The organism is Coleofasciculus sp. G1-WW12-02 (genome assembly GCF_040219735.1).
Taxonomy (GTDB): domain Bacteria; phylum Cyanobacteriota; class Cyanobacteriia; order Cyanobacteriales; family Coleofasciculaceae; genus Coleofasciculus.
The window spans coordinates 1-26,094 of the sequence record NZ_JAVJRX010000174.1 but is presented as its reverse complement, the minus strand read 5'-3'; the positions used below and the strand labels follow the sequence as shown (position 1 = coordinate 26,094).

Annotated in this window: 18 protein-coding genes and 1 pseudogene; 12 read left to right on the top strand and 7 right to left on the bottom strand. The window is 45.5% G+C overall.

Annotation, left to right across the window (positions count from 1 at the left end; genetic code table 11):
• Positions 1 to 243, bottom strand: a pseudogene (locus RID09_RS27435) (hypothetical protein); the annotation flags it as partial.
• A gap of 45 nt (positions 244 to 288) precedes the next feature.
• On the opposite strand from RID09_RS27435, the gene RID09_RS27430 reads away from it, so the two are divergent.
• The 5 genes from RID09_RS27430 to RID09_RS27410 all read left to right on the top strand — a co-directional run bounded on the left by RID09_RS27430 (position 289) and on the right by RID09_RS27410 (position 13,184).
• Entirely contained in the window at positions 289 to 2,481 is a 2,193-nt protein-coding gene (locus tag RID09_RS27430) for a lytic transglycosylase domain-containing protein (protein WP_446339086.1), read from the top strand.
• A gap of 240 nt (positions 2,482 to 2,721) precedes the next feature.
• Positions 2,722 to 6,186: a PAS domain S-box protein gene (locus tag RID09_RS27425; protein ID WP_446339085.1), complete on the top strand. Its 3,465-nt coding sequence runs from the start codon at positions 2,722 to 2,724 to the stop codon at positions 6,184 to 6,186.
• A gap of 311 nt (positions 6,187 to 6,497) precedes the next feature.
• Positions 6,498 to 8,498 carry a response regulator gene (locus RID09_RS27420; protein WP_446339084.1) on the top strand — a complete coding sequence of 667 codons (2,001 nt, stop codon included), beginning with the start codon at positions 6,498 to 6,500 and terminating at the stop codon, positions 8,496 to 8,498.
• Positions 8,458 to 11,184, top strand: a complete 2,727-nt coding sequence (locus tag RID09_RS27415) for a PAS domain S-box protein (protein WP_446339083.1) — start codon at positions 8,458 to 8,460, stop codon at positions 11,182 to 11,184. The genes RID09_RS27420 and RID09_RS27415 overlap by 41 nt, the downstream gene beginning before the upstream one ends.
• A gap of 395 nt (positions 11,185 to 11,579) precedes the next feature.
• Positions 11,580 to 13,184 (top strand): Hsp70 family protein, encoded by a 1,605-nt coding sequence (locus tag RID09_RS27410; protein ID WP_446339082.1) that lies wholly within the window; start codon positions 11,580 to 11,582, stop codon positions 13,182 to 13,184.
• Positions 13,185 to 13,249: 65 nt separating this feature from the next.
• On the opposite strand, the gene RID09_RS27405 is transcribed toward RID09_RS27410, so the two are convergent.
• Together RID09_RS27405 and RID09_RS27400 are read right to left on the bottom strand one after the other, a co-directional pair.
• The gene (locus tag RID09_RS27405) at positions 13,250 to 14,815 is read right to left on the bottom strand and encodes an RNA-guided endonuclease TnpB family protein (protein ID WP_446339081.1); all 1,566 of its coding nucleotides are present in this window, start codon (positions 14,813 to 14,815) and stop codon (positions 13,250 to 13,252) included.
• Positions 14,816 to 15,121: 306 nt separating this feature from the next.
• Positions 15,122 to 15,370: a hypothetical protein gene (locus RID09_RS27400; protein ID WP_446339080.1), complete on the bottom strand. Its 249-nt coding sequence runs from the start codon at positions 15,368 to 15,370 to the stop codon at positions 15,122 to 15,124.
• Positions 15,371 to 15,445: 75 nt separating this feature from the next.
• Here RID09_RS27400 and RID09_RS27395 point away from each other — a divergent pair, with 75 nt between their 5' ends.
• Positions 15,446 to 16,630 (top strand): glycosyltransferase, encoded by a 1,185-nt coding sequence (locus RID09_RS27395; protein WP_446339079.1) that lies wholly within the window; start codon positions 15,446 to 15,448, stop codon positions 16,628 to 16,630.
• A 159-nt stretch (positions 16,631 to 16,789) separates the two neighbouring features.
• On the opposite strand, the gene RID09_RS27390 is transcribed toward RID09_RS27395, so the two are convergent.
• The gene (locus RID09_RS27390) at positions 16,790 to 16,948 is read right to left on the bottom strand and encodes a hypothetical protein (protein ID WP_446339078.1); all 159 of its coding nucleotides are present in this window, start codon (positions 16,946 to 16,948) and stop codon (positions 16,790 to 16,792) included.
• A gap of 213 nt (positions 16,949 to 17,161) precedes the next feature.
• On the opposite strand from RID09_RS27390, the gene RID09_RS27385 reads away from it, so the two are divergent.
• A complete protein-coding gene (locus RID09_RS27385) occupies positions 17,162 to 18,292 on the top strand; it encodes a trypsin-like peptidase domain-containing protein (RefSeq protein WP_446339077.1) in 1,131 nt (376 codons plus the stop codon).
• 122 nt (positions 18,293 to 18,414) lie between these two features.
• Here the strand turns inward: RID09_RS27385 and RID09_RS27380 are convergent, their stop codons facing one another.
• Together RID09_RS27380 and RID09_RS27375 are read right to left on the bottom strand one after the other, a co-directional pair.
• Positions 18,415 to 18,603 (bottom strand): chlorophyll a/b-binding protein, encoded by a 189-nt coding sequence (locus tag RID09_RS27380; RefSeq protein WP_446339076.1) that lies wholly within the window; start codon positions 18,601 to 18,603, stop codon positions 18,415 to 18,417.
• On the bottom strand, positions 18,600 to 19,616 hold the full coding sequence (locus tag RID09_RS27375) for a succinate dehydrogenase/fumarate reductase iron-sulfur subunit (protein WP_446339075.1): 1,017 nt from the start codon (positions 19,614 to 19,616) through the stop codon (positions 18,600 to 18,602). The genes RID09_RS27380 and RID09_RS27375 overlap by 4 nt, the downstream gene beginning before the upstream one ends.
• A gap of 562 nt (positions 19,617 to 20,178) precedes the next feature.
• Here RID09_RS27375 and RID09_RS27370 point away from each other — a divergent pair.
• Together RID09_RS27370 and RID09_RS27365 are read left to right on the top strand one after the other, a co-directional pair.
• Entirely contained in the window at positions 20,179 to 20,595 is a 417-nt protein-coding gene (locus RID09_RS27370; RefSeq protein ID WP_446339074.1) for an AbrB family transcriptional regulator, read from the top strand.
• A 105-nt stretch (positions 20,596 to 20,700) separates the two neighbouring features.
• Complete coding sequence (locus tag RID09_RS27365) at positions 20,701 to 21,543, top strand: CPBP family intramembrane glutamic endopeptidase (protein ID WP_446339073.1); 843 nt, start codon at positions 20,701 to 20,703, stop codon at positions 21,541 to 21,543.
• Positions 21,544 to 21,738: 195 nt separating this feature from the next.
• Here RID09_RS27365 and RID09_RS27360 read toward each other — a convergent pair whose 3' ends face one another.
• Positions 21,739 to 22,614, bottom strand: a complete 876-nt coding sequence (locus RID09_RS27360) for a tRNA (5-methylaminomethyl-2-thiouridine)(34)-methyltransferase MnmD (RefSeq protein WP_446339072.1) — start codon at positions 22,612 to 22,614, stop codon at positions 21,739 to 21,741.
• Between the two features lie 331 nt (positions 22,615 to 22,945).
• Here RID09_RS27360 and RID09_RS27355 point away from each other — a divergent pair, with 331 nt between their 5' ends.
• From RID09_RS27355 to RID09_RS27345, 3 genes are all read left to right on the top strand, one after another.
• Positions 22,946 to 24,604 carry a TPM domain-containing protein gene (locus RID09_RS27355; protein WP_446339071.1) on the top strand — a complete coding sequence of 553 codons (1,659 nt, stop codon included), beginning with the start codon at positions 22,946 to 22,948 and terminating at the stop codon, positions 24,602 to 24,604.
• Between the two features lie 238 nt (positions 24,605 to 24,842).
• Positions 24,843 to 25,316: a hypothetical protein gene (locus RID09_RS27350; protein ID WP_446339070.1), complete on the top strand. Its 474-nt coding sequence runs from the start codon at positions 24,843 to 24,845 to the stop codon at positions 25,314 to 25,316.
• A 307-nt stretch (positions 25,317 to 25,623) separates the two neighbouring features.
• A partial coding sequence (locus tag RID09_RS27345; RefSeq protein WP_446339069.1) for a hypothetical protein occupies positions 25,624 to 26,094 on the top strand: 471 nt, incomplete at its 3' end.

Here is a 26,094-nt window from a genome sequence, read left to right as displayed (position 1 = left end):
AAATTTTGTCTCCCAGCTTCCCCAGCTCCCTCTGCTCCCCCAGCTCCCTCTGCTCCCTCTGCTCCCCCAGCTCCCCCAGCTCCTGATAACTGATAACTGATAACTGCTCACTGATAACTGATAACTGCTCACTGATAACTGATAACTGATAACTGATAACTGATAACTGATAACTGATAACTGATAACTGATAACTCCCCCATCTTCCCCTGAATGCCACCCATTTTCCCAATCGTTCGTCAAAATGGGAAGCAGTAGATCTTATCAGTGTTGGGCGAAATAGGTTTCATGCTAAAGGTACAAAAATACAGACTTCCTGTAACAGTTGGGGCGGGACTGCTGCTGATTGCCATCTGTGGTTCCTCCTGGTTTGTCCTCAAACAAACGGGTGTTCTAGAAAACTGGGGCGGTGAGTCCTCGAACCGTCAACTCAGTTTAACCCAAAAGGATACTCAATCCCTGGTATTGCCCTTGGTATTCCTACCCCCCCAAGCTAGGGCGGCTCAACTGACTGACATCGCCACGGGGCGTCAATCCCTGGATCAATATCGCGCCCGCTATCTGCTAGCCTCGGATTTAATTGAACAAAAGCAGCCAGAGGCGGCGCTTCAATGGTTAGAGGGATTAGACTCTAATTATCCTCAGTTGGCATCTCACATTGCCCTCAAACGCGCCCAAGCCTACGAAGCAATGGGGGATACAGCCAATGCCCAAGAAGCTTGGCAAGGAATTCTACAGACTTATCCGAATGAACCCGTAGCAGCGCAAGCCCTCTATAGTTTAGGTCAATCGAATCCAGAGTATTGGAAAGTGGCGATCGCACAGTTTCCTACCCATCCCCGCACTCTAGATATTGCCCGCCAAAAACTGCAACAGAATCCTAAACAACTGGATTTACTCTTACTATTGGCGAAATCAGCACACGATGTTCCTGGTAGTGGGGGAATCCGCGATCGCTTGGTAGATGAGTATGCGTCTCAATTACAGCCCGAAGACTGGCAGGCAATTGCTTTTGGCTATTGGGAAACCCGAGAATACACCAAAGCTGCCCAAGCATACACCAAAGCCCCGCCCACGCCCGAACATGCTTACCGAGTGGGGCGCGGGTATCACCTCAAAGGCAAACGCACGGAAGCGAAAGCCGCCTATCAAAAGCTGATCCGGGACTTTCCTGATGCTAAGGAAACGGGCTTAGGATTGCGACGTCTGGCGAGTCTATCACAGTCCCAAGAGGCAATTTCCTACCTGGATCAAGTGGTGGCTAAGTTTCCCGATGAAGCCCCAGAAGCCTTACTCAGCAAGGCAACAATCCTGGATGCTTTGGGGAGTTCTCAATCCGCCGCCCAAGCGCGTCAGTCGGTGTTAACCCAATATCCCAGTTCTAATGCGGCGGCGGAGTATCGTTGGCAGGCGGCTTCTCAGAAAGCCAAAGCCGGGAATTTAGCCGAAGCATGGCAATGGGCGCAACCGATTACCACGGATAGTCCCGATAGCCCTATCGCCCCCGAAGCGGCGTTTTGGGTGGGAAGATGGGCAATGGAATTGGGACGTCAAGACGAATCGAAAGCTGCTTTTGAGCATGTTTTGGCACAGTATCCAGAATCCTATTATGCGTGGCGGTCTGCCCGATTTTTAGGGTGGGATGTGGGCGACTTTACCACTGTGCGCGATGTGAATCCAACGGTTGCGCTACCGAAAACGCGATCGCGACTCCCGGTGGGATCGGATACCTTAAAAGAATTACATCTATTGGGACAAAATCAGGATAGTTGGACCCTTTGGCAAGCCGAGTTTCAAAATCGACAGGAACCCACGGTTGCTGAACAGTTCACCGATGGCGTCATGCGTTTAGGCGTGGGTGATAACATCAATGGGATTAATCAAGTTTGGTTTTTGAGTCAGCGCCAAACCCCAGAAGAACGTCAACAATGGCAAGCACTGCGTGCTGAACCAGCTTACTGGCATACACTTTTCCCTCTACCATTTTTTGAACACGTTGTCAATTGGTCAGGTCAGCGCCAACTCAATCCTTTATTGGTTACGGGTTTAATTCGCCAGGAATCTCGGTTTGAACCCCAAATCGGTTCCGTGGCGGGAGCCAGGGGTTTGATGCAAGTCATGCCGGGAACGGGTCAATGGATTGCTCAGAAAATTCAGCTTCAGGAATATGACCTGAATGATCCCAATGATAATGTTAAGTTGGGGACGTGGTATTTAGATCATACTCACCAAGAATACAATAACCATTCCCTATTAGCTGTGGCGAGTTATAATGCAGGTCCTGGGAACGTGGCAAAGTGGATCAGGCAGTACGATTTTAGTGATCCAGATGCTTTCATTGAACAGATTCCCTTTGCAGAAACAAAGGGATATGTGGAGGCAGTTTTTGAGAATTATTGGAATTATTTGCGGCTGTATAATCCAGAGGTAAATCAGTTGTTACAAAAGTATTCCAAGAGCCAGCCAGGAATATCACCATAGAAAGTGTAGAGACGTGCAATGGCGCGTCTTGAGTGTTTCTGAATGTAGGGGCGGGTTTCACTATTATCGTTTCTTACCCCACCCAGATGCGACTAAACCTGCCCCGTTAAATTAACGCTTTCATCCCTCATAATTGGGTTAATTCACTACATGAAATTGAATGTCACTGACTTAGGTCAGATTCCTAGGGGATACTTTGGTTTAAGATTAAAATAAAAATAATAAATATCAATAGCTGTTATGAATATTTTACCGCAAGACAAATTGGGGAAAATATTAATTATAGATGATTCCCCAGAAAAAGGTAAATGGATTACCAAGTATTTATCCAGTTATGATTATAGTCTAATCCACGGCAAAACCTTTGAACAATCTCTATCTATTATTAATACTGCTCCTGATTCGCAACCTAACTTAATTCTGATAGCTATTAATCATCTAGAGATTAACATTCCTGAAAAGATCCAAAATCTGCAAAAAGCGCCACAGCTAAAGGATGTGCCGATTATTGTCTCAATTACTCACAATAATATCAATGAATTAAACTCAATATTAGAATCCGGTGCTAATGATTATTTAATTGCGCCCTTTACCCAAGCCGAACTTTTATCTCGAATCCAGACTCAGCTCACTCTCCATAGAGTTAAAGCAGAAAATATACGCCTCAAGCAAGAAAATACCGACTTAAAAATCTTACTAGAGACATCAACAGAACACGGTGATTTTGTTTTTGAGCAGTTGCATGATCAAGCCGAAGAAGCCGTGCGTGAAAGCGAACATCGGCTAGCACAATTTTTGTCAGCGGTACCGGTTGGCGTGTTGGTGGTGGAGGCTAGCGGTAAGCTTTACTTTATGAATAAAAAAGCAAAGCAGATTTTGGCACAGGATTTAGATCCAAATATCCACACCGATCAGCTTTGTCACACCTATCAACTCTACTTAGCGGGTACTAATCAATTGTACCCTCTAGACCGCTTACCGATCGCGCGATCGCTCCAGGGGGAAACCGTAACCGTTGACGACTTAGAAGTGCATCACTCTAATCATAAAATTCCCCTAGAAGTGCGGGCAATGCCCATCTATGATGAACAGGGAACGCTGCTGTATGGCATTAGCGTACTGCAAGATATTACCACCCGCAAACGCACCGAGAAAATTTTAACGGATTATAACCAAACCTTAGAACACGAAGTCCGCGATCGCACCCAAGAATTAGAAGCCAAAAATCAGCAACTTCAGCAAGAAATTGAGGAACGCAAGTTGCTAGAGAAAAAATTGCGAACCTCTGAGGGAAAAATGCGGGCAGTATTTGAAGCAATGCCTGATATTATCCTGATTATTGATCCTCAAATAAATGATATCGAAGTCGCACCGACTCGACCCATTCGCGACATTGAAGGATCGGCACACCTGATTCACCAAACTATTGAACAGTTTCTCGATGGTGACAATGCCCAAATCTGGTTACAACAAATTCGCCAAGTTATCCAAACCCAAGAACCCATTCATTTTGATTACAGTTTAAACAATGGCGATCAAACGGTTTGGTTTACCGCCAGTATCGCCCCATTACCCAACAATTCAGTCATCTGGGTTGCCCGCAATATTACTGATCGCAAACGCACCCAAGTGGCATTGTATCAATCGGAAGAAAAGTTTGCCCGTGCTTTCCGTTCTAGTCCCAGCGCTATGACAATCACCCGATTAAGTGATGGCTGTCATATTGATGTTAATGATAGCTTCTGCCAGTTTACCGGATATTCTGCCACAGAAATTCTCGGTCGTACCGCCCTCGATTTGCATCTCTGGGTGAATCTGAAAGACCGAAACCGAATGTTAAAAGCAGTATCAGAAAATGGGATTATTCGCAACTATGAATTTGAGTTTCGTACCAAGTCGGGGGACATTTGCACCGCCTTACTCTCAGCCGAACGGATTACCCTAGATGATCAACCCTGTCTGATCGCCGTCAGCCAAGATATTAGCGATCGCAAACAGGCGGAATTTGCCCTGCAACTCGCCAAAGAAACCGCTGAAAAGGCAAATCGTGCCAAAAGCCAATTCCTGTCCAATATGAGTCATGAATTACGAACTCCCCTCAATGCGATTATTGGGTTTGCTCAGTTGTTAGGGCGAGATTCTTCCCTAAGCCAAGAACAACGCGATCATATTGGCATTATTTGTCGCTCCGGTGAACATTTACTCAGCCTAATTAATAATGTGTTGCAACTGTCCAAAATTGAAGTCGGTCAGGTTAAACTCAATTGTTATAGTTTTGATCTATACGATTTACTTGGTAGTCTAGAAGAAATCTTCAGATTGCCGACTCAAAATAAGGGATTGCAGTTAGTATTTGACTATGACAATCTTCTACCTCATTATGTGGAAACCGATGAAGGAAAGCTGCGTCAAATCTTAATTAACCTACTGGGGAACGCGATTAAATTTACCAGCCATGGAGGTGTTACCCTGCGCGTCAAAGGAATCACCGAGGATCACAGAGGCATTCGTAGGGGCGAAGCATTCGCGCCCAAATATCTCGGTTTTATGCCAACACAAGAGCGCGAATGCTTCGCCCAATCCCCAAATCCCAATCCCCAATCCCCAAATCCCAATCCCCAATCCCCAAATCCCAATCCCCAATCCCCAAATCCCAATCCCCAATCCCCAAATCCCAATCCCCAATCCCCAATCCCCAAATCCCAATCCCCAAATCCCAATCCCCAATCCCCAATCCCCAAATCCCAATCACCAATCCAGGAAAAACTAAGATTTGAAATTGAAGATACAGGTCCGGGTATTGCGCCAGAGGAGATTGAATCGTTATTTAAAGCCTTTGTGCAAACCGAAACGGGTCGAAAATCTCTGGAAGGCACAGGATTAGGGTTACCCATTAGTCAACAATTTGTGCGACTCATGGGCGGAGAGATTCACGTCAATAGTCGCTTGAACCAAGGCACTATTTTTACCTTTGATATTGACGTAAAGTTGGTAGAGGGAATTGAGTCACAAACCCAGTCAGCGACTCCTCGGGTGGTTGGTTTGGCTCCTGGACAACCGAATTACCGTATCCTAGTCGTGGATGATCGCCTAGAAAGTCGCTTACTATTAGTAAAACTGCTAACCGTCGTGGGATTTTCCGTGCGAGAAGCAGTGAATGGGCAAGACGCCATCAATGTCTGGACAAGCTGGGAACCTCATCTGATTTGGATGGATATGCGAATGCCGGTGATGGATGGATATGAAGCCACTAAACGCATCAAAGAGCATCTCAAAGGTCAAGCTACCGTAGTTTTAGCCCTTACCGCCAGTGCGTTTGAAGAAGAGCGTTCTCTGGTTCTCTCCGCCGGTTGTGATGATTTTGTTCGCAAACCCTTCCGAGAAGACGTAATCTTTAATAAGATAGCCCACTATTTAGGGGTGCATTATGTCTACGAACAGCCAACGGCATCAACAGCGTCGGAGCGTGAAAGCCCAGCATCTGATCAACCCCTAACGGCTCAAGCCCTAACGATTATGCCTAAGGAGTGGATTCATGAATTATACCAAGCGGCAAACTCAATTGATAACGAGCAGATTTTCCAGCTTATTGAACAAATCCCCCCAACCCATGCCCCAATCGCCCAAGCTATCACAGATATGGTGAATAACTTCCGTTGTGATCAAATTATCGATTTAATTGAAGCAGGGATGAAGGAGTTTTGACCCTTCACAACCTTCGAGGGTATGGCGCGTGAATGTGTAGGGGCGGGTTGAGGGACATTGGTATCAAATTAAGCGCTAAAAGCAGGGGGTGTAGGGGCGGGTTTAACAGATAACGTTCTGTTGATGTCGGATAGCTTGACTAAACCCGCCCTTCTAAGGGAACAGATACATTCGTAGGGGCGAAGCTTATGCGCCCAGATGTTTCGGTTTTATGCCAAGATACCAACGCATAAGCTTCGCCCAATCCCCATGGGGGAGCAGGGGAAGCAGGGGGAGCAAGAGAATGATACATGATAAATTACAAATTACAAATGAGTAAAGGCAACCTATTAATTGTTGACGACACCCCAGAGAACTTACAAGTTTTATCCGCTACCTTGTCGGATCAAGGATATCAAGTGCGGGGTGTGGTCAAAGGTAAAATGGCAATTCGAGCCGCTAAATCAGCCCAACCCGATCTAATTTTACTGGATATCCGAATGCCAGAAATGGATGGATATACCGTCTGTGAACACCTCAAAGCTGATCCGGAGACTTGGGGTATTCCCGTCATTTTTATTAGCGCAATTGATGATGTTTTGGATAAAGTCAAAGCCTTTCGCGTGGGAGGCGTTGATTACATTACCAAACCCTTTCAGGTTGAAGAAGTATTGGCGCGGGTGGAGCATCAATTGACGATTCGGCGGCTGTCTCAACAACTAAGGGATCGCAATCAAAAATTAGAACAGGAAATTCAAGAGCGGCGCAAAGCCGAAAAAGCAGCCGCCGCCGCCTCTAAAGCCAAAAGCGAATTTTTAGCCAATATGAGTCACGAACTCCGCACGCCCTTGAATGCTATTTTAGGGTTTACTCAAGTGATGATTCGTGATCTTAAACTGACACCAGAACAACGCGAATATTTGGGCATTATTAATCGCAGTGGTGAACATTTGCTGGACTTGATTAATGATGTATTAGATTTGTCAAAAATTGAAGCCGGTATTATTTCCCTCTATGAAAGCAGCTTTGATCTGTATCGCCTCTTAGATAATTTGGAAGAAATGTTCCAAATTAAAGCAGAGCAGAAAAAAATAAACCTCGTCTTTGTCATTGCACCCAATGTTCCACAAACCATAAAAACCGATGCCAAGAAATTACGAGTTTGTTTAATTAATCTTTTAGGTAACGCGATTAAATTTACTGAACAGGGTACGGTTACCTTGCGAGTAAATTTGGCAACTGAGGCGTTAATTGAGCAAAACCCTTCAGACACCGATTCATCATCATTGTCAGTATTTCCACCCAGACTCCGGTTTGAAGTAGAAGATACGGGAGCGGGTATTTCTCCGGCTGAGATTGACCACTTATTTGATGCCTTTGTCCAAACCGAAACCGGACAAAAAATGGCGGAAGGGACGGGTTTAGGGTTAACCATTACCCGAAACTTTGTGCAATTGATGGGGGGAACGATTACCGTCAATAGTGTTGTCGGAAAGGGGACGATTTTTAGATTTGATATTAAAATTGATCCGGCAGAGGTTTCCCCAGTTACGCCCCAATCTAGCCAGCGCGTCTTATGCTTAGAACCCAATCAACCGATCTATCGTATCCTAGTGGTTGATGATACCCCCGAAAATCGCCTCTTGCTGATTAAATTACTCGAACCGATTGGCTTTGAAGTACGTGAGGCGGTAAATGGGATGGAAGCTGTAGCCTTATGGGAAAGTTGGCAACCTCACTTGATTTTTATGGATACACGTATGCCAATGATGGATGGATTAGAAGCAACGCGACGGCTGAGAATTAAAGAAAAAGAACGCTTATCTAAACTCAACTCAGCCCCGGATTTTCCCAGAACCATTATTATAGCCTTAACCGCCAGCGCCTTTGAAGAAAGGCGGGAGGAGATTTTAGCCGCCGGCTCTGAAGATTTTTTCCGTAAACCGTTTACAGAGGAGCAAATTTTTGACACAATTGCCCACTATTTAGGAGTGCGTTATCGTTATGAAGAGTTATCCGAGGGTTTGCCTATATCTCCATCGAGTTATAGGATACAAGAGAAACCAGACTCATTTTTCTGTTCAGAATTAGCCAGTCTACCTTCAGCCTGGGTGACTGAATTAGCACAGGCGGCTAATCAGTTAGATGAAGCGATGATTGCTCAGTTGATTCAAGAACTGTCAACAGAAAAGGCAGATTTAGCCAAGGCATTAACTGATTTACTTGATAATTTTAGACTGGATATTATTGTGCGAGTTTCTCAGGCGGTCATCAATCATAAGGACGAGAGTGATGCTAAGTCAACAATTATCAACAGTATTAAAAAAAGATGAAATAACGATATTAGTGGTTGACGATAACCCCAATAATTTACGCTTTTTATCTGATGTATTGCAAAATGAAAACTATAACGTTCAACGGGCTATTTGTGGAGAACTCGCCGTCAATGCGGCAATTTTGTCGCCTCCTGATTTGATTTTACTGGATATTGTCATGGCACAGATGGATGGGTATAGTGTATGTCAATGCCTGAAGTCAAACCCGAAAACTCAAGACATTCCCATCATTTTTTTAAGCGCGTTGACGGAAGCCGCTGATAAAGTTAAAGCGTTGAAAATTGGTGCAGCTGACTATATTACTAAACCGTTCCAACCGGAAGAAATTTTAGTTCGGATCGAACATCAACTGCTCCTGCAACGATTACAGAACCAGTTAAAAGAACAAAATAGTTTACTCCAACAAGAAATTCGCGATCGCCAGCAAGCCGAAAACCAACTTCGCGAACAGGCTAAACAGCTTAGCCACCAAAATAGTTTACTCATCAAACTGGCTAAAAAGAAAATTCTATATCAGGAAAATTTAGAATTAGCCCTCCAGGAAATCACCGAAGTTACTGCCCGTACCCTTGAAGTCGAACGAGTCAGTATCTGGCTCTATAATGAACAAAAAACTCATATTGAATGTCTGGATTTATTTCAGCGAAGTCACTGCAAACATAGTGCTGGATTAAGCCTATCCCTAGCTGACTATCCTATTTATTTTAATGCCTTAGTTGAGACTCCCCTAGTTGCAGCAGATGATGCAATAAACGATCCCAGAACCTGTGAATTGATTGAGTCTTACCTACAGGTATTAAATATAACCTCAATGCTAGACGCCCCGTTACGATTGGGAGGGAAAGCCGTGGGTGTGTTATGTGTGGAACAGATAGGAACCTGCCGACATTGGACGCCAGAAGAGCAAAATTTTGCCCGTTCCATTGCTGATCTTATCTCATTACTCCTAGAAGCTCAAGAACGCCAACGTGCCGAAGTTGCTCGCAAAATTTCAGAAGAAAAATTTTCCAAAGCCTTTAGTTGTAGCCCTGATCCGATTACGATTAGCACTTGTCCAGAAGGACGCTATATCGATGTGAATCGTAGCTTTCTCAAGCTATTGGGGTATGAGAGACAAGCCGTCATTGGTCAGACAATTTTTGATCTGAACTTGGTGGTAAATCCCCAGGATATGGTTCAGTTTGAGCAGCTTTTACATCAACAAGGATCACTGGGTCAGTTGGAAATGAAATGGCGGACTAAAACGGGTGAAATTATAACGTTATTATTATCGGCTGAGTTTATGGATTTGAATGGAAAACGCTGTGTTATTACCGTTGGCAAAGATATTACAGAACGCAAGCAAATTGAAGAAGATTTACGCCAAAGTGAAGAACGTTGGCAGTTAGTCTTAAAAGGAAATAATGATGGAATTTGGGATTGGAATTTGCTCAGTGGTGAAATTTTTACGTCTGAGCGGTTTCAGGAAATTCTGGGCAATAAAAATTGCCAGGATGACACCTGCAAAATTGTAAATCGTTTCGATGAATGGATCAGTCGCATCCATCCCGATGATGTGGAGCAAATTATAGAAATAACCCAAAAGTACTTGGAGCGTCAAATCCCTTATTATGAAATTGAATATCGCCTGCAATGCCAAAACGGTGACTATAAATGGGTAATGTCTCGCGGACAAGCCCTGTGGGATGAGGAAGGAAAACCCCAGCGAATGGTGGGTTCACTCAAAGATATCTGCCAACGCAAACAAGCCGAAGAAGCTTTGCATCAATCGATTCAGCGAGAACAGGAAAAATCGATCCAACTGGAGACAGCATTAGCTGAACTTAAACGCGCCCAAACTCAATTGATTCATAATGAGAAAATGTCCAGCTTAGGACAAATGGTGGCAGGTGTGGCTCACGAAATCAATAATCCTGTCAACTTTATTGGCGGGAATCTCATGTATGCTAAAAATTATTTTGTCGATCTCACTCGTTTAATTAATGCCTATAGCAAAACTTATCCCAATCCCCCAGAAGCCATTCAACAGATTATTGATGAAATTGACTGGGAGTTCGTCAGTGAGGACTGGCAAAACGTGATAAAATCGATGGAGATTGGTGCAGAACGCATTCACCAAATTGTTCAATCCTTACGCATTTTTTCTCGGCATCATGAATCGGAGCGAAAGGCGATTGATATTCATGAAAGCATAGATAATACGTTGATTATTTTACAGCATCGCCTCAAGGCATCAGGCAAACGCCCCAAAATTGAAGTGATTAAAGAATACGCTAAACTACCGATGATCACCTGCTACGCCAGTCAGTTAAATCAGGTGTTTATGAACTTGCTGAGTAATGGGATTGATGCCTTAGAAAATAAACCAGCTCCCCGTGTGATTAAAATTTGCACCGAAATGGTTAAGAAGAGTCAGAGTGCAGACAATAATGGTCATAAACAGCAAGCCAGGGACTTTGCTGTTATTCGGATTGCCGATAATGGTACAGGAATTTGTGCTGATATTATTCCCCAAATCTTTGATCCATTCTTTACCACGAAACCAGTAGGACGCGGCACCGGATTAGGCTTATCGATTAGCCACGAAATTATTGTAAAAAAACATCAAGGCAAACTTCAGTGTGTATCGAATCCAGGTCAAGGAACAGAGTTTATTGTGGAAATTCCGATAAATCATGAATAATAAATGTTGCCAACTCTTCCACACTAATTCCATTATGTACAAAAGAGTTAGATCCAATACTACATCCGGGTTAACTAGCCCCTTTTAGGTGAGGACAAGGCATAAAGGGGGTTCCCAAATTGGATTGGGTATAGTACTGTTTTATATAGAACGTAATGAAAACCCAATTCCATTATTTGATTAATGTACTGGACAACCTGCCGTCAGTTTGGTTATTACTCATTCGATTATGTTAAGTGATATTAGATGAGAAAATTATGGATATTTCGGTAATCTTATTTTGGATAAAACTTTCATGTCAATAAGTATAAATACTTAGGGGGCTAGGTAAAATTCACAGCAGTAGATAAAGAAAATAGAAAACGGCGAACAGAAATGACATAAACAAGTGACAAATGACGAACTACGCAATTGATTTTGGCACAAGCAATACAGTTATCACGCGATGGAACGCCGCCACTGGAGAAGCGGAAACCGTCAGCTTACCCGGTTTATCGGTACAACTTGCCCAAAATCCTCCTTTGATTCCCAGTTTGGTCTATGTTGAGGATGCCCAACATAGTAAAGTTATCGTCGGTCAAACAGTACGCGATCGCGGCTTAGATATTACCACCGATCCCCGCTTTTTCTCCAGCTTTAAACGGGGGATAGGTTCCCAAATTCAGGGATTTCTACCCGAATTGGATGAACAAACCGTCAGTTTTGAAAAAATTGGACAATGGTTTCTCACCCAGATTATCGCCAAACTCTCCCCCTCCCCCACAGAAACAATTGAATCCTTGATTCTTACCGTACCCGTGGATAGCTTTGAAGCCTATCGCCATTGGCTGACAGGGGTTTGTCAATCCTTACCCGTGGAACAACTACGGATAGTGGATGAACCAACAGCCGCTGCTTTGGGGTATGGTGTGGCAGAAGGAGAAACCCTCCTCGTGGTGGATTTTGGTGGTGGTACTTTAGATTTATCCCTGGTGCAGTTAAATCAAGAGGTACAAACGGGAACAAAGCCGCTGGGTTTTATCCTTAAATGGGGGGAGAAAGTCTTGGGGGAACGTTCGGGACAAAAGCCCAAAATTGCCCGGGTGCTAGCCAAAGCAGGGCAGAATTTAGGCGGATCAGATATTGATAACTGGCTAGTGGATTATTTTGCCCAAACTCAAGGAATTTCGCGATCGCCTCTAACCACGCGATTGGCTGAACGCTTGAAAATTAAGCTATCTTCAGCACCCACAGCCACGGAAGTTTACTTTAATGATGAAACTCTAGAGAGTTATGAACTGAATCTGGATCGGCAAACATTGGAAACTATCTTAACGGATCACCAATTTTTTGATAATCTGAATGAGAGAATGACCCAACTCCTGCAACAAGCACGGCGGAGTGGGATCGAAGTGTCGGATATCGATGGGGTGTTGTTGGTGGGGGGAACTGCACAAATCCCCGCCGTACAAGAGTGGGTGAAGCAATACTTTGACACCGAAAAGATTCGTTCCCTAAAACCCTTTGAAGCCATTGCCCAGGGAGCGCTACAATTAGCCCAAGGAATTGAAGTCCAAGATTTCCTCTACCATAGCTATGGTATCCGCTATTGGGATCGCCGGAATAATTGTCACAATTGGCATTCAATTATTAAAGCCGGACAACCCTATCCAATGAGTAATCCGGTGGAATTAGTACTAGGGGCGTCAGTGGAGAATCAACCGAGTATTGAGTTAATTGTCGGTGAATTAGGTGCCGAAACAGGGGCGACAGAGGTATACTTTGAAGGCGATCGCTTAGTGACGCGGAAATTCGGTGGCGGGAAAACCTCAGTGCAACCCTTGAACGATCGCGACGGTGCGAAAACCATTGCCCAGCTTACACCACCAGGAAATCCAGGACCTGATCGGATTAAACTAAAGTTTTGGGTGGATCGCGATCGCGCTTTGCGATTAACAGTCGATGATTTACTCACTGATCAAACAGTATTGCAGAATCAGGTAGTCGCACAATTAAGTTAAGTTCAACGGTACTGACTTACCATGCTGACATCTCCCCAAGCAATCAAGGCAGGGGGTTCATCAAACTAGCTTGACTTTTGCTGGCTCTCGGCATTGCCTACATCATCCAGCATCTTATCAAGTTTTATGACGCTTCTAGGTCGTTCTTCTCGCCCCGCCGTTACTGCAACGACGTTGACAATCCGGGGATTGCCGATCGAAGATTGTTTGTACAGGTTTCCCGCTTGCTGCCAAGCCGACCATAAGAGCGAGTCCACACTTAGGAAGCTGTCTAATGCAGCTTCCGCTTGGTAGCAGCCATCAACATCAACATAACGAGCGAGATTCGCGCTAAACAAATCTCGCTGCGCTACAACCCCACACTTGCAGGTATGCACCCGCTGGCTAAGAGGTTTCTTTTTGATGCATCCGCATACACAGCGTTGAGATAGCTTGGTTGTCTGAGTTGGAAATTCGTTAACGTAGCCGCCAGCATTTTCAGCTTTTTGCCGCAGTCGTTCAACGAACATTCCAGGGGCGCGACGCCCTACTGAAGCACCAAACATCTTCTGAAATGCCCTGTAGGAAAGCTTTTCGATATTGATAAACTTCCCTATAGACAAAACCTTGTTCACTAGCTCACCTTGAAGCGATTTGCGGTGAGCGCTCAATTTCCGTTCAATATTTGCTTTGCGCTGCTTCGTCTTGGCATAGCGATTAGACTGGTTGGTTTGTCGCTTGCCCTTGATGGATTTTCCCAGCTTCCGCTTTCCATGTTTTTGCCCCGGTTTAGGCAAATCACATCGGGACGGCTCAAAACAATCAGGATTGTTGGCTCTTTGCTGGCGCGACATCTGTCGCTGGAGTCGCGCAATCTCTTTTGATTTATCCGCCAGTTTGCTACAGAACGGCTTCAGGAAAGCTTCAGATTCACCAACTACCGCAATGGTAGAGGGTCCGATATCAGCACCAACTACCTCATTAGTTATGGTGTTTTTGGGCTTCTGGAATGGCTTTCCTTCGTTGACGAGCTGGACGTAGAAGCGATTACGTCCATTAAATTTACGGCGCACTAAGCGCACATATTTGACTGGGGCGTTTAAGCCATGCAAGATAACTGGGTCATTGTAGTTAATGAGTGGCTTGATTTGTATTCCCTTCCAAATAAAAGTTTCTTTTTGCCACTTCATCGGAGAGCGTTTTGACTTGCCCTCTAAGGAGTCCATCTGCTTGTGTCCCTTAAACCTGACTCGCTTGGCTCGACCTAATAATACATTCCGGGCAGCACGAAAGGCACGGGTACCCAGTTTTTGCGCGGTATCAGCGTCGATATGTTCTCCTATCCAGGATTGGCGTATCCCGATGGCATACCCTTGGATAGAGTAGTCGCTGAAATCGTGAGCATTCCAGGCTTTCCTAAATGCTTCTGAACGTGCTTTATTCGGTTTATTATTTGCCGTGCGAGGTAGACCTGCGGCAAATTGATAGCCTTTAGATTGGCGTATCAGTTTGACACGACGCATCGCCTCTCCCAAACAAGCATTATAAACCTGTCTCCCAGCTTCCAGTCTTACCAGCAACAGCTTTTCCTCTGTATCGCTTGCGACCAGAGAAATCTCAGTGATAAATGTTGGCGTTGACTTGCTTGGCATTGTATTAGACTACAACTCTTTGGACTAACAGCTATATTTTTCGGTGGTGGGCATTGCCCACCCTACGGTATATCAAGGGTGGAGGCGATCCAAAACTGCACGCTTTTCAGAGCCATTCCTTTTAATTAAGTTTGGATAACCGTTACTTCCCCTGCTTCCTGAAAAGGGCGGGTTTAGCTAAGTTATCAGACATCGACAGAACGCTATCCGTAAAACCCGCCCCTACACCCCTTTTATCCCTGCGATCGCGGGCGTAGGTATTCTGAGATTGGGAAAGGAGTAACTAGAGTTACGCCAGCCAACGCCCTAGGATTCCTGTTCCTTTTTCAACAATTCCTCTTTAGAATCACTCCAGTAGGCGCTATAGGTCCAGACTTCACTACCTCCTTTAGTTTCGACAGACCATCGATAAATCGCAGATTTTGGATTAATCCCAACCTCAATTAGCTTCGCTCCCATATAATATTCCATCTGGCGCTTGGTCATGTCCTTAGCACCACTAGGCTGGTTCTTAGAGATCGTGCGAGACATGTGGGCTTGTGTGGGTTTTGGCATAGTTTTCTAGTATTAATGGGAAATCAACGTCTCCTATTGTTTCATGTTTGACGGAAACCAAAGAGGGAATCGAGTATGGATCTGAGTCTGTGCATGATTGTTAAGAACGAGGAAACCTTTTTATCCCAAGTCTTGGAGAGTGTGAAACCTGTCGTGGATGAAATGGTCATTCTGGATACAGGATCGAGCGATCGCACGATTGATATTGCTCAAGAGTATGGGGCGAGGGTCTATCATTTTCAATGGTGCAATGATTTCTCCGCCGCCCGCAACCATGCACTGCAATACGTCCAAGGGAAATGGGTGCTGGTGCTGGATGGGGATGAAGTGTTAACGCCGGAAATTGTACCAGAAATCCAACAGGCGATAAAAAATGATCGCTATTTGGTGATTAACCTCATCCGTAAAGAAGTGGGCGCAGCGCAATCTCCTTATTCCCTGGTATCCCGTTTATTTCGCCATCACCCCGATGTCCACTTTTGTCGCCCTTACCATGCGATCGTGGATGATAGCGTCACTCAATTATTGCAGCGAGAACCGGATTGGCAGGTGGTTTCTCTGTCTACTGTGGGCATTTTACATTATGGCTATCAACCGGGCGCGATCGCGGCTCTGGATAAATATACTAAAGCCAAGAATGCCATGGAAGGATTTCTCGTCGATCATCCCAATGATGCATACTTGTGTAATAAATTAGGATCGCTTTATGTGCAAATAGGTCAAGTGGAGGAAGGGATTACTCTGCTTAAGCGGGGATTCACTGATCCCCACGTAGACGCTGCGGTATTATTTGAATTACATTACCATTTAGGCAATGCTTACACCAAACAGAACCATCTTCAATTAGCGGCTCAGCAGTATCAAGGCGCTATCGAGCAACCGATTCTCCCCCAACTTAAATTAGCAGCTTATAATAATTTAGGTAATTTGTTATTCAGCGTCGGCGATTTCACCACGGCGAAGCGAGCCTATCAAGCGACGGTGAAGATTGATCCGAGTTTTGCGGTGGGATACAATCACCTAGGTATGACCTTAAAAGCCCTAGGACAGTGGGAAGCCGCGATAACATCCTATCAAAAAGCGATTCAACTGAATCCTGAGTATGCCGACGCTTACCAAAACTTAGGCGTCGTACTACTCAAACAGGGTCGAGTACCCGAAAGTTTATCAGCATTAACCTTAGCGATCGCACTTCATCAAGCCACCAATCCCAATGAAGCGCAACGGTTACGTCAACAGTTGCAAGGGATGGGGCTATAATACATTGAGCAATTCCTCTCTAAATACTCACCCCCTAACTGGAGTTTCGGTCGATTGCAACTGTTTGGATAATTGATAAACTAGAATATGTCACTCTTTGTCCCTTAATAGTTTCCCTCGCGATCTCTCACGCTTGGGTTTTCTGGATAAAAAATGGCGTTAACTATTTTCTTTCAGGGAAATATATAATCTTGATCTGGTGATGAATTTCCCGCAGCAGTATTTCTTTTTCAGCAAGGGAGGCTTGAATTTGCGCCTCTTTTTGTTTGCTTGTGGGCGATCGCTCATATCTTCAGCCGAACCAATAATCTGTGTCATCTTAAGCTCACTCGTATGAGTAAAGACCCTGACATGACGACAAAGCCAGCGCCATGAACCGCTAGCATGTCCTGACGTTTCACGGCATCTTTTTAGATGGAAGTGATGCCTAGAGGAACAGGCGTATCTACAGAAATTGTCACATACTTACGATCAACAATTTGAGCGAATGTCACCATAAAACTAAACCTTGAGGTTTGACAACCATCAACCATGAGTACCAAACGCCTACCTATTGCTATATCGGGAATCCTTGCTACTGTTACTGCGATTGGTGCTACGACTCTCCACGCGATCGCACCGATTGACGGGTTGAATCCCTGGCTGGGAGTAACGGTCGCTGTAGCTCAAGATATTGATGAACAAATTAATATTCGAGTTTATCAACAAGCCAGTCCGGCGGTGGTCTCCATTGATACGGTAGAGGGTACAGGAAGTGGCAGTATTATTAGCGCCGATGGGTTGGTTTTAACCAATGCTCACGTTGTCGCAGGTTTCCCGACGGTTACAGTAACCCTAGCCGATGGGAGACGCCTGATCGCGGATGTGGTAGCGTTTGCTGATAATGGGTTAGACCTAGCGGTTCTCAACATTCGCACTCCCAGCAATTTACCGACCATTTCTCTGGCTCCCCGTCCCGTCCAAGTCGGACAACGAGCATTTGCCATTGGTAATCCATTTGGCAGGTTTCAAGGCACATTTACGGTAGGGATTATTAGCCGTATCGACCAACAACGGGGCTTAATTCAAACCGATGCTGCGATTAATCCGGGAAACTCTGGCGGACCCCTACTGAACTCTCAAGGTGAATTAATTGGGGTGAATACGGCGATTTTGGGCAGTCCTAGCGGCGGGAATTTGGGGATTGGCTTTGCGATTAGCATAGATAGAATTCGCCCGTTTCTGGCGGCTGTACGCGATGGACGTGCGCCCCAGATGGTTCAGCAGCCTAACCCCTCTGGGACTCACCGCCCCCCTCAACCTTTAGCCCTAAATGGTGCGGTGATCCCCGGTCAGCTGGGTCAGGGAAGTCAGGTTTTACCCACAGATAACAGCTTTTTTGATATCTATGCTTTTGAAGGCAGGGCGGGTCAGCGGGTACAAATTGATATGACCAGTGGGGAAATCGACTCCTTTTTAATTTTGCTCGATCCCAATGGTAATGATTTAGCCCAAGATGATGATAGCGGTGGTGGCACCAATGCCCGATTATCTGTCATTTTACCCAGGGATGGGATCTATTTGTTAATGGCAAATGCTTATGAAGCGGGACAAACCGGATCATACAATTTACGGGCGGTAGCGATTGGGGGAAGTTCAGTTACGCGAGATTCTCGTTGGTGATGAGGGTGTTCCAGACGTAGCCTGCTACGTCTGGAACGCGGTCGGGGCGGGTTTAATCCCATCTGGGTCAAAAAGAAACGATAGTAGTAAAACCCGCCCCTACAGACTGTTCCCTGTTCCCTTTAAATCAAACCCAACCAACCTAACAAACCTTTACCGGTAATCAACTCGATCAGCAATAGAGCCACAAATGCGATCATGGCAAACCGTCCGTTGATTTGCTCGGCGTAAGGTGTCCAACCAAAAGCGGGTTCGGGTTGGTTGGGGGTTTGTGTTGTCGATTTTTCTTTTGTAGGTGTTTGAGAGGTCATGATTTTGGTACAATGTCTTGCTCAGGTTTCTCAGATTTCAAGGTTTGAACAGATTCAATCAGCGAGCGCACTTGAGCGGTGCCTTCAGAGGCGTCAAATCCTAAAGGGAATTTACCACGGGCGAGCATCCGTAATCCGAGGGGACTTAAACTGAGCATTCCTTTAATATCTCGGAAGAAGTTTGCCACCACCTGTATGCCAAATTTGCGCTCATCAACCCAACCTCCTTGTTTGACCAAATCAATTAAGACTTTGCGATGGCGGATTGAGCGGCTGGCTTGCTTGTCTTTGCGAGTCAGAATTTCTTGTTTAATTTTACCGATTTGATCCATGGGGGCGACATCCATCGGGCAAACAGCGTTACACATTAAACACCGGGTACATCCCCACACCCCCTTAGTGCCTTGATTGTAGTTTTCTAGGCGACTTTCTATGGCGGTATCGCGAGAATCAGCGACTAGACGCTGGGCTTTGGCGAGGGCGTGAGGACCAACAAATGTGGGATCAACCTCGCGAGCATTACATTCTGAATAACAAGCGCCACACATGATACAATTACCATTCTGATCCAGGCGCGATCGCTCTTCGGGACTTTGTAAAAATTCCCGTTCAGGAATGGTTCGTCCGGCTGTGCTAACGTAAGGTTCAACCGCTTCTAAGTTGTCCCAAAAGCTCCGCATATTCACGACTAGATCCTTAATCACGGGAAAATTTCCCAGGGGAGCAATCGTGATTTCCGGAATCTCCGGGCGATTATACTCAGGTAAGTGCGCCAATTCATTGCCCACATTTTCTTTACAAGCCAGTGCGGAGCGACCATTGATCCGCATCGCACAGCTACCACAGATTGTGTTGCGACAATTCTTGCGAAATGCTAAGGTTCCATCCTGCTCCCACTTGATCCGATTCAGGCACTCCAGAATCGTGTTTCCTTCCTCCACATCCAGCTTGTAAGTCTCGATAGTGGGAGAGGTATTTTGAGTCTGTCGAATGATTTTAAAGGCAACTTGCATAGTGATACGCTCTGTTTATATCTCAACACCTATATGAAAATTACCACCTTAAGAGGAGTCACAACCTACCCATTGACCATCACCCCCCTTATGGTGATCGCCCCTAAATAAATATAGATGAGAAAATTTTGCTAGAAGGCACTCGCTCAACTTATCCTAGCAGCGATGTTTGGCAAACCGACTACAGTCTAAGACAATCGGCACTCACTCAGGATTCATCCTTAGGAGTGTTGATTTTCTGCTGATAGATGCTCTCTCCCTTGTGTCTGGTCAAAATTTTCCCTGATCACCTGCCAAATCCCCCGATGGATCATTGATCCGAAAATACTTCTGGTTCCATCTTTTGCCACTGAGTCCTAGCTTGGTTAAAATTTTAACCTAAGAAGCGGCTTTGGTGTCTCTGTCCAATCCTTATGGCTCAAATTCCCAGAAATTTTAATAAATGATCAAAAAAATCTTGACCAAAATCAGAGATTTAACGATATATTTTTTATATAGCCAAATACACTTGGCAGCATAAGACCTTTACCATCCTGAAAATTGAAGGATAGTCTGTGAAATTATGGCAGAGACCCAACCTAATGCATTAACGGGGAAAGCCTTACTTCAAAAAGTAAAAGAGCTCTCCCACTTGCCTCGACGAGAAACAGCAAAACGCTGTGGCTATTACACGGAAAGTAAAACCGGTCAGACCCGCGTCAACTTAACTGATTTTTATGATGCGGTGTTAGCGGCGAAAGGTGTTCCCTTAGATCCAGAGGGAGCAAAAGATGGTCGTGGTCGGGAACCGACGTATCGAGTCAGCGTCCATAAAAACGGTCAAATTGTGATTGGCTCAACCTACACTCAGGAAATGGGATTGAAGCCCGGTGATGAGTTTGAAATTAAACTGGGCTACAAGCATATCCATCTCAAACAGGTTGATATGGATGCATCTGAGGAGTCGGAAGATCGGGAATTGGAAGCCGCAGAGCTTTAAGGCGGCTCATGCTAAAAAGGATGGGTTATGCAAATTATCCATCCTTGGCAGCATGAAAGTAGCCGCGTTGAAAGTATAGCTCCTCACCGTTTGCCGATCTCGCTTATGGCTATTTTTGATCAGGCAGATAATCCGTGTATTATTTGGCTAATAAGCGCATCGGCGCTAGTAAAAGTCGCGGTTTTTTTTCTGGCTTGGTCTGCGTTGTGGTTGCCTTTAGCCATGGCGATCGCAATCCGACTGAAATGGCATCCTCCTAAGGCTTTGGCAGCACAGCAAAAGTTGCCATTCGTCGCTGTTCTTTACATCATTGCCCCCCTGATTATCTGGGGGGCGACACAGATAGAAGGTACATCATTTGCCGACTATGGCTGGGGCTGGACGACGCGGATTTGGATATCCTTAGTCGGGGGATTTGGCGTGGCAATTTTGAGTTTAGGAATCAGCTTTACGGGACAATGGCTAGTAGGCTGGGTGGATTGGCATGGGGAAAATTGGCAGCAATTGACCAAGATTGGACTGCCAATATTCGGAATAGGACTAGGCATTGGATTAATTGAGGAATTGGTGTTTCGCGGGTTCCTGCTGACGGAACTCCAGCAAGACTATTCTCTGGGAATAGCGGCGGTAATATCTAGTCTGATCTTTGCTCTATTGCATCTGATTTGGGAACAGCAACAGACGCTGCCTCAAATTCCTGGATTATTGCTAATGGGTATGGTATTAGTCCTAGCTCGGTATGTAAATGAGGGGAGTTTAGGCTTAGCTTGGGGATTGCATGGGGGTTGGATTTGGGGATTAACCTGTCTCCAGGAAGCAAAATTGATTTCATACACCAGAAAAGGACCCGTATGGATAACGGGAATAGGAGACAATCCCTTAGCTGGCATGTCTGGTATCTTGTGTTTACTGGGTGTTGCTGTTTTGCTATGGGGTATTGGGGATTAGTGATTCGTCATTTGTCATTCGTCATTCGTCCTTTGTTGATTAGGAAATCGCTTCCCCATCTCCCTCATCTTCCCCATGGATTGGGCGAAGCATTCGCGTTGAGATGTGAATAGAAAACCGATAGATTTGGGCGCGAATGCGAGAGCCCCTACGAATATCCCATCTTCCCCATCTCCCCCATCTCCTCCATCTCCCTCATCCCTCTTTGGCTGACCAACGTTTTTGCCAGTGAGAGCTGGGTTCGAGAGTAGAGGCTTGCTGCTCAATTTGCCGCCGTTGGAGGATAATTGCCGCTTGATCCGCAAGTTGAGGATCACGATAGGGAATAGCCGCACGGGTTTGCAAATGTTGACGCGATCGCTCCGAGAGAGGGGGTAGAGTAGAAGCGTCAAAACTTGCCACAGTTCCCGGTTGTCGTCCCCCCACAGGGGGTGTCGAACCAATCTTAAATCCAGCCGTGATTAAACCACCTCGGACAGCAGCTGCACAGGAATAGGTTGCCAGTCTACCTGTCTTGGCGCAACACTCTGCTAATTGTTGGAAAAATTCCACCGTCCATAATTGAGGACAACGACGGGGAGAAAAGGGATCGAGAAAAATAGCATCGGCGGGGAAGTTCGACTGACGTAATTGCTGGATGCTTTTTCTGCCATCGCCTAAATAAAGTTGCGCCTGAAGCTGATCCGTTTTGACTTCTGATTTTATCACCAGACGCTCTAGGAGTTCGGGAATTGGCTGATTCCAGTCCTGGAGAAAATGATGTGCGATCGCGCTTCGCGGTACAGTCGGGTCTAATTCCAGGGCGACTAATTCAACTCTACATCTGGGGTTAATCGTCCAAATCGTTTCTAGAGCCGCCGCTGTATTGTAGCCTAAGCCATAGCAGACATCCAGCAGACGCACAACCTGCTGTTGGGCTTTTTGTTTCAGGTGGCAAGGTTCAACAAATTTTAACAAAGCTTCCGTTTTTGCCCCTTGAGTACTGTGGAAATATTCACCAAACTCTTCAGAAAAAAAGGTGAATGAGCCATCGCCTGTGGGCTGAGGGGTAAAGCTGTGGATGTTTGCCATAGTTTGTCTGATTGATATTCAAAACTTTACCCTCCCCCCCCATCTCCCCTATATTACAGACGTTCCACGCCTTACGTCTCTACAATCTTCCTCACCTTCCCCATTACCTGTTTCTAGATCTTGACCCTTGACAAACCTCACTCAAGAGTACTATAACGGTGTTAACTCACAAGAATGAGAAAAGGTCAGGATGTCAGCAGACAGCATGAGTGAAATGTGAGGCACAGATGGCATCCACTTCATCCCAGCCTCTGGAGACTGATCCAGTTTCGGCGGGTGCATCCTGACTACTTTGGCTAATGTTACTCCAGTTTTAGAGGAAATTGACATCATGAAAACGATAACCGCTAAAATCAAACAGGTAATTTGGGCAACTCCCTTGTGCCTTACTCTTCTGTCTCCAGTTTCCAGTCAAGCCTTAACCGTTGAAGAGGTTCCTAATCCTCAACAGCTAAATGGTACTTGGGTGACGGATATGGCAAATATTCTCAGTGACTCCACAGAAGCCCAACTGAATCAAACCCTATCTGAGTTAGAAGCCAAAAATGGTACAGAAATCGCTGTGGTGACTGTACCCGAAACCGCCCCGGCTGAGTCTCCCAAAGCATTTACCACGAAACTGTTCAACTACTGGGGGATTGGTAAAGCCGATGAGGATAACGGGGTTCTGTTTCTCATTTCTCAAGGGGATCGTCGGGTAGAAATTGAAACCGGATATGGTATCGAGGCGATTTTATCCGATGCCAAAGTCGGCAGAATTATTGACAGTCAAATTATTCCCAAATTCAAACAAGGGGACTTTGATAGTGGCACATTGGCAGGTACGAAAGCCTTAGCGGTGGCGATAGAACCGACAGTGTTTCCTCAAGCATCAATATCAACATCAACGTTTCCCTGGCAACTTCCTTTAGGCGGTGCATTAGCATTGGGACTCGGAGTTGGCACTTATGTGAGCAGGCGGCGTCGAGTGTTGGTTAAGCCAGAAGGGAAAACCCGCACTCAAGAGCATCCTCACAGCAATCACCCCTTACACTGTGCCGATTGCAAGCAGCGCTTGGAAAAACTCGACGCCATTACGCTGCAATCCAAGCTCACTCAACCGGAAAAAGTGGCGCAAAAAATTGGTAGTATCCGATTTGAAGGCTGGCGATGTCCCCGTTGTCATCCTCACTTAACTGGAGCTGGTGTGCATATTTTTGCCTGTATCTCTGACTCATCAGACTTTGGCAAATGTCCCACCTGTAAGGAATTAACCGTTACTCGCAGGATTAAAAAGGTGCTGAGAAAATCCACTTGGAACCAAGAGGGTAAGCAATTGGTGCATCAAGATTGTCACTGTTGTGCTTATCAGGAAGAGGTGACAGAAGCGATTCCCTGCTTGACGCCACCATCTAATGCTATCTTCCTCGAACCCAATGCGCGATCGCATGTATCCCGACGCTTGAATCCAGACTGGAATCACTCACCCAAGCATTGTGCCGATTGTAAATATCCCCTGCAACTTATGGGTACTGACGACTTGCACTCCCATCTCACTCGTCCCCAAAAAGTGGCACAAAAGCTGGGAAGTATCCAAATCAATGGTTGGCAATGTCCGAATTGTCAAGGTATTCACATTAGCACTTGTGCAGTGACTTCCGGTAAGTTTTACGAATGTCCTCGCTGTAAAGAATTAACTGTAACCCGTACCAAAAAAACTGTGAAGCAAGCAACAAAAAATAGCACAGGTGAACGATTAGTTATCTACGATTGCCAATGTTGTTCCTATCAAAAACAAACAGCGGAAATTATTCCTTGCATCCCTTCTTACTCTAGCAGTGGCAGTTATAGCGGCGGTTACAGCGGTGGTTTTGGCGGCGGTGGCTGTAGCGGCGGTGGTTCCAGTGGCGGTGGTTTCAGTGGCGGTGGCTGTAGCGGCGGTGGTTCCAGTGGCGGTGGCTGTAGCGGCGGTGGTTCCAGTGGCGGTGGTGGCGCTGGCGGTGGGTTCTAACCCGTTTGTAGTTGCGCTGTCTTCGCTGTAAACGCCTGCATCACCTACTACCAACCCTTAAATCAGCGCCATTCAGTTAATCGCCACGCTCAGATTGTAAAGACTTATGACAACAATCAACATATTGCATAAAACCCAGGAGTCAACAGTGAGTAAAACACAGACGAATCACGTTCAAGAATTTACAGCTTTCCCACATAACCCAATCAACATTAAGTTTTTATCGGAGATTGAAATCATGAAACCTTTTGCACGTCAACTCAAACAGATGATTTGGACAATTCCAGTTTGTCTAACAATTCTCTCCCCTCTTGCTGCACAAGCCTTAACCGTTGAAAAAGGCACATTAGATGCAACGAGTACTGTAGTCGCTAGTCATACCGCATCTTCTGAAGTCGCCAGTAAGGCTACATCATTTGAGTCAAAATCCAAGGTCTATAAATCTTCTGGAGAGGGTTTGCTGGCATTACTTGTACTATTAGGCGTACCAACGGTCGTGATTTTTATAATCGCAAATAGTAATAGTAGTTCTTCAAGTCGTCGTTCTTCAAGCCGTCGTTCTTCGAGTAGTAGTTACACGGGCGGCATTTACACAGGCGGTGACTACAGTGGTGGCGACAGTGGCGGTGGCTACAGTGGTGGTAGCGATTGCGGCGGTGGTAGCTTTGGTGGTGGTGACAGTGGTGGCGGTGGCGCTGGCGGTGATTTCTAATCTGATATTGGACAGCGAAATATCACACTACGAATTTCAGGGAATAGGGAATGGGGAAGGGGGAATAGGAATTCACCAAAACATCTGTAGAAAATTTTAGGGGCAGGTTTAAGAATAAAAAAATATCACTGATAACTGCCCCGAAAATTTACCTTTTATCGCTTAATTCTGTCGCTCGAAATAAGCTTCATTATGTTACAGTTTGTCAACATTTTTCAAATCATTACCCTTTGAATCTAAATCCGGACTCGAAGTTGCCGTATTTCTCAACTAACAGCCAACACAAAACATTTTCTGAGAGGTTATTATGAATAATATACAAAGTGAAATTCGTCCGATTGATCTTTCACAAAACCCTCAAGTTTATCGAATTATCGCGACGAATACCCAGCCTTCGCTTCAGGTATCTCAGGCTGATATATCCATCTGGATAGGATGGATTTTGATGCTTGTACTAGTGGGACTACCAATTATCCTAATATACCAATCTATATGTCAAGCTAATGGTAAGCGTTCCCACAGCCGTTCTCGGAAGAATGGGAACAGTAGTTATTCGAGTGGCGGTAGTGATTGTCACAGTGATAGTAGCTGGGATGACGGTAGTTCTAGCAGTGTGATGTTGTATTGCAGCAGTAGCGATAGCGATAGTTACAGTAGCAGTGGCGATAGCGATAGTTACAGTAGCAGTGGCGATAGCGATAGTTACAGTAGCAGTGGCGATAGCGATAGTTACAGTAGCAGTGGCGATAGCGATAGTTACAGTAGCAGTGGCGATAGC

Bases quoted from the DNA above. Each gene is read 5' to 3' on its own strand.
- RID09_RS27425 (WP_446339085.1), top strand. From the start codon at position 2,722: ATGAATATTTTACCGCAAGACAAATTGGGGAAAATATTAATTATAGAT.
- RID09_RS27415 (WP_446339083.1), top strand. From the start codon at position 8,458: ATGCTAAGTCAACAATTATCAACAGTATTAAAAAAAGATGAAATAACG.
- RID09_RS27400 (WP_446339080.1), bottom strand. From the start codon at position 15,370: ATGCCAAAACCCACACAAGCCCACATGTCTCGCACGATCTCTAAGAAC.
- RID09_RS27375 (WP_446339075.1), bottom strand. From the start codon at position 19,616: ATGCAAGTTGCCTTTAAAATCATTCGACAGACTCAAAATACCTCTCCC.
- RID09_RS27360 (WP_446339072.1), bottom strand. From the start codon at position 22,614: ATGGCAAACATCCACAGCTTTACCCCTCAGCCCACAGGCGATGGCTCA.
- RID09_RS27430 (WP_446339086.1), top strand. From the start codon at position 289: ATGCTAAAGGTACAAAAATACAGACTTCCTGTAACAGTTGGGGCGGGA.
- RID09_RS27370 (WP_446339074.1), top strand. From the start codon at position 20,179: ATGGCAGAGACCCAACCTAATGCATTAACGGGGAAAGCCTTACTTCAA.
- RID09_RS27385 (WP_446339077.1), top strand. From the start codon at position 17,162: ATGAGTACCAAACGCCTACCTATTGCTATATCGGGAATCCTTGCTACT.
- RID09_RS27390 (WP_446339078.1), bottom strand. From the start codon at position 16,948: ATGACACAGATTATTGGTTCGGCTGAAGATATGAGCGATCGCCCACAA.
- RID09_RS27395 (WP_446339079.1), top strand. From the start codon at position 15,446: ATGGATCTGAGTCTGTGCATGATTGTTAAGAACGAGGAAACCTTTTTA.
- RID09_RS27410 (WP_446339082.1), top strand. From the start codon at position 11,580: ATGACGAACTACGCAATTGATTTTGGCACAAGCAATACAGTTATCACG.
- RID09_RS27420 (WP_446339084.1), top strand. From the start codon at position 6,498: ATGAGTAAAGGCAACCTATTAATTGTTGACGACACCCCAGAGAACTTA.
- RID09_RS27355 (WP_446339071.1), top strand. From the start codon at position 22,946: ATGAAAACGATAACCGCTAAAATCAAACAGGTAATTTGGGCAACTCCC.
- RID09_RS27405 (WP_446339081.1), bottom strand. From the start codon at position 14,815: ATGCCAAGCAAGTCAACGCCAACATTTATCACTGAGATTTCTCTGGTC.
- RID09_RS27380 (WP_446339076.1), bottom strand. From the start codon at position 18,603: ATGACCTCTCAAACACCTACAAAAGAAAAATCGACAACACAAACCCCC.
- RID09_RS27365 (WP_446339073.1), top strand. From the start codon at position 20,701: ATGGCTATTTTTGATCAGGCAGATAATCCGTGTATTATTTGGCTAATA.
- RID09_RS27350 (WP_446339070.1), top strand. From the start codon at position 24,843: ATGAAACCTTTTGCACGTCAACTCAAACAGATGATTTGGACAATTCCA.